This window comes from Phormidium sp. FACHB-592 (genome assembly GCF_014695795.1).
Lineage (GTDB): Bacteria > Cyanobacteriota > Cyanobacteriia > Leptolyngbyales > Leptolyngbyaceae > Stenomitos.
The window spans coordinates 1-4,314 of record NZ_JACJOZ010000088.1 but is presented as its reverse complement, the minus strand read 5'-3'; the positions used below and the strand labels follow the sequence as shown (position 1 = coordinate 4,314).

3 protein-coding genes and 1 pseudogene are annotated in these 4,314 nt (G+C 48.8%); 1 reads left to right on the top strand and 3 read right to left on the bottom strand.

The features are described 5' to 3' along the window. Positions 1-602 (bottom strand): annotated as a pseudogene (locus H6F86_RS24790) (type II/IV secretion system protein); the annotation flags it as partial. A 97-nt stretch (positions 603-699) separates the two neighbouring features. On the opposite strand from H6F86_RS24790, the gene H6F86_RS24785 reads away from it, so the two are divergent. Continuing rightward, positions 700-960, top strand: coding sequence for a hypothetical protein (locus tag H6F86_RS24785; RefSeq protein WP_190452329.1), 261 nt, complete (start codon positions 700-702; stop codon positions 958-960). A gap of 218 nt (positions 961-1,178) precedes the next feature. Here the strand turns inward: H6F86_RS24785 and H6F86_RS24780 are convergent, their stop codons facing one another. Together H6F86_RS24780 and H6F86_RS24775 are read right to left on the bottom strand one after the other, a co-directional pair. Then, positions 1,179-3,074 (bottom strand): PhoX family phosphatase, encoded by a 1,896-nt coding sequence (locus H6F86_RS24780; RefSeq protein WP_190452327.1) that lies wholly within the window; start codon positions 3,072-3,074, stop codon positions 1,179-1,181. 209 nt (positions 3,075-3,283) lie between these two features. Beyond that, entirely contained in the window at positions 3,284-3,805 is a 522-nt protein-coding gene (locus H6F86_RS24775; protein WP_190452326.1) for a hypothetical protein, read from the bottom strand. Between the last annotated feature and the right edge of the window lie 509 nt (positions 3,806-4,314).

The following is a 4,314-nucleotide window of genomic DNA, read 5'->3' as shown; positions in this document are numbered from 1 at the left end:
CGGCTAATGTCTGGCGGGAGGGTTGTGACATGGCGGAGAATACCATCAATGCGGTAACGCACGCGCAAGCCAACCTCAGTCGGTTCCAGGTGAATATCACTAGCGCGGTTCCTAAGTGCGCCAGCGATGATGGCTCGAATGCGCTCAATCTGGTTGTCTGTTTGCGAAAGATAGAGTTCTGTCGTTTGGGTAATGTCTTCTTGTTCAAACTTGCCGGTGAGGGGGTTGGCAAAATTTGTGCCGCAGATCCGGTTGGTGTCTAGGTTTTGTAAGCGAAACCAGTCGCGGTAACTCTTCTCATGGATGGGAATGATTTTGATCTCGGTTGCCAATCGATCGCTAATCCGCTGCACTGCTTCAGCCGACATCGGCAACGGGCTACCTAGGTAGTAACAGTTGCGCCATAGCAGCAGTGGCACCACTGGATGAAGCGAGCTGCGATCAGAAATCTGGCGGAAGAAGCGATCGCTCACTTCGGCATCCAGCAGATCGAATTTGATCACACCTTGGTGATTAACCAGCAGTTTCAGCGCTTCTTCACAAGTAATCTCACGCTTCTTCAGTTGCTTAAAGACAGACGTGGGAGGAGTAAGCGTTTGCATAAAATTCCTTAATCAACTTGCTACTGAGGTGAATCTGTTGCGGTCTTTCACAGGGTGGAGCCTTTTCTGGGGTTCTTTGCACAGCCCCTTAAAACTAATGTCTCGATGCTCAAGTCTTCTCTACGTTGCCGCAGTCATGCAGCCAGCGCGCCACTCGGCTATCTACGGACGCTATCACTTCATTCAGGAAAAGCTTGAGAAGAGGCAGTCAGACCAATTTCAACAAAAAGTGCTGGCTACAGCATTCCCCGTTTCAGCACTCTCAATTTCCCCTATGAAGGAAGCCGTAGTCGGGGGATCTTGGTTTGTAGCGTGTAAAAAGGGAATTGGTATAGCTCCAGGCAATGCACCCACCTGACTTGCGGCCTTGTCAACCAAAATTTGATTGTTGCTGGTATCACGCTAGAGGCTATTGACGCATTCGCTAGCTAAAAGTCAATTTGGCTGAACTCCAATTCTTGTAAAGATGGGGTGTTGAAATTATTTCAACACCCCATTGCAGTTACAAACAGGAAGTTAGAGACTTTTCCTCATCTTTCGTAACGCGCCAACAGTAGCTTCGTTAGCTCTGCCCTGTTAAGAACCGATGATGCCGCCGTTCTTCCGGGTGATGACAATGGTTGAGTCGCGGGGTACTCTTCCACTACCTTGTGGTGCTGGGAAGTTTGTCACGCTGGGATCGCCATCACCGGGATGCTGGAGGTTGACAAACATAGTGCGGCGATCAGGTGTGACTGTAATACCTGTAACTTCAGAGCCTGTTACCCCCGAGAAGATCCGGCGAATTTCATCCGTGTTTGGGTCAGCAACGAGCATCTGGTCATTTAGCTGCACACCATTCACAGTTGGTTGATTGCCGTCGGTTTGAATAAAGAGCCGACCATCTGGATCGCCCCAGAGACCATCTGGGCTACCAAAAGCACTCTTCTCGATACTGTGAGTATCTTTGGCAAGCACAACGATGTCCCATTTGAAGGTGAGACCAACGTGGTTATTCCGATCTCTCCACTTAATAATGTGACCAAAAGGGTTTGGCGCTAAGGGGTTAGGGGCATCCGGTGCTGTCCGTTGGGTGTTGTTAGTGAGGGTGCAGTAGATGTCGCCATTGGGGGCAGCAGCAATCCATTCTGGACGATCCATGCGTGTGGCACCCAGGGCATCGGCAGCGAGACGGGTGTAGGTCAGCACTTCAGCCTGGTCTGCAAACTTAGCTTTCAGCACGGGGTTATCGATCGTCAGTTCCAGCCAGTTGCCTGTGCCATCATCATTAAACTTAGCAACGTAGAGCTTGCCCTGATCGAGAGGGCTGATACCACGAGCCTGCATCAAACGCCAGTTGCCGTCTGAAACAAACTTATAGATATAGTCAAAACGTTCGTCATCACCCATATAAACGACGGCACGCTTGCTTTTTCCAATCACAAGCTCTGCGTTTTCATGCTTGAAGCGACCCAGTGCAGTGCGCTTGACAGGTGTTTGAGCCGGATTCATTGGATCAATCTCAACCACCCAACCAAAGCGGTTCTCTTCATTTTTATAGCTAGGGTTTGAGAGATCGAAACGAGGGTCAAAAAGGTGCCAACCATAGCCAGCACCTGCTGCACTAAAGCCGTAGCGGGCTTGTGCTGGCGATCGTGTCCACTGACCCGTTGCACCAAAGTACCCGTTGAAGTTCTCCTCACAGGTCAAGTAGGTGCCCCAAGGTGTTTTACCGTTGGAGCAGTTATTCAACGTGCCTAGGGGAGCATTTCCCGCGGTCGTCTTCAGCAGTGCACTTCCGGCGGCTGGACCGCTAAAAGTTACAGGCGTATTGCCGTGGATGCGTCTAGACTTATTGCTCTTGGCGACCTGCCACTTGCCGTTGGTCTTCTTAATTTCAACAACTGATACGCCATGGGCATGTTGAGACAGACGCACATCTTCAAGACTTGCTGGTACCTCTTTGCCTAAGACATGCTGATTTGTACCGTATTCGTGGTTGATAGCAAGGATGCCGTGATCATTGCCTGTGCCAATTGGGAAAAGCCACATCCCATCATGACCAATACCCACCTGTTGAGTTTGTTGCTCCGCAGTGGGTCGCGTAGCCGGATTGCCATCATAGACAGGACCACCCGGCTGTAGTGGGGTGCCCCAGGGAATCAGCACATCATACTGATAGTCGGACGAAATGTTGGGAACGGGACCCGTTGCCGCAGCAGCGGGAAGAAAGGCAAAATTAATCAACTGGCTCCCACCAGCCTGGGCGATCGCAGTTCCAGCCCCTTGAGCCACGGTATTACTAAAGCCCTGAGCTGTAGCTGCCTCAGCACCTGGAGCAAAAAGCTTGTTGCCAGCCAGCGCTGCTAAAAAGCCAGTAGCGGATAAGGCTGCTCCGCGAGCAAGGGTGCTCCGTCGAGACATCCTGACATTCAGAACATCTTCAAAGGAACGATTACCCGACTTATTACTGCTGCCATTGTCATGAATCATCTGTGTTCTCCTCTCCATATTGAATCGTATTGAACTATTGAAAACGTGGACGAAGCTCGACTTTGCACTAACGCACAGCTAATCTCCCTAACTCAAAACTTGCAGCTTAGTCCTTCTGTAAAACCGCATTCATCAACGGCTAGAACGTTTTGCTACTAGCAGCGTGATGGCGTTTACGTGTGAATCACATTAGTTCGGCAACCCAAAAATCAATCCAAGTCATTCAGGTATTTCTGAGCCGCTTGCCCAGTGAGAACGCCTGAATCAAAGGCTGCATCGATCTGGGCGGTATCGTTCAGGTTACTGCTAGCAATGGCACTGGTTGGGGAAGATACAGCTACTTCTGTTTTCTGCTCATGCCGTTGCAGAAGTGCGTAGGACGCACTGTAGTACTTAGTCCAAGCTTTTACCTGTGGATTTGCTTGCCACTGAGCGCGAGAAGCTGTTGTCGTCAGAATTGGTATGATTTCACCATTTCGATCGCCCGTAACAACAACTTGAATCGTTGACAAGCCAGGATTTTGTTTGAATTGACGCTCAATAGCACTGCTAACTAATAATTCTGCTTGCGCCGTTAAACTACCAGGTACGGCTTGACCATATACAGGTAGCTCAATTACGAGACCTTGCATTTCTGCATGTGCAGGTTGATAACTACCCTTAAGCAGTTCCAGACTCCACGCCGCCGTTAAAGCAATGAGAAGCTGGCGAATTAAAATCTTTTGCGCCATAAAACCGAAAACTTACCTCAGGCAATTTAAGAAAAAATTGATTAAAATCTTTCTCAAGCCCATAAACTTCAACCTTATTGATAATCCCATCCCTTAGTTATGGGAACGTGAAGCAAGGGTTAAATCGAGTTAAAAAAGACTCCAATTTTGCGAGAGAGAAATTGCCTGTAAAACTTACCACGCCTAGATAAATAGGATCGTTTGTCAAGCATCCTCACAGAAAGTTCATCACGCTTGCTAGCGAAACAAAAATGTGCAATCTTTTGTCTCTGTGAGCGAAACAAAAATGTGCAATCTTCTGCCTCTGCGAGCGAGGCACCGCTAAAAATGCCCCATTTAAATCTTTCGTCAGTTTCTTATGATGCAAACTTTCGCTTTAAGAAACTGTTTGTAAATGTATGTGAAGTAGAAGACAACTACGGTCACAAAGGCGCGATACCAGAAGAGTGACATCTACATGGCTTGAGGATATGAGTCAGCCTTACTACGACAGTGACCTGACCGATGAG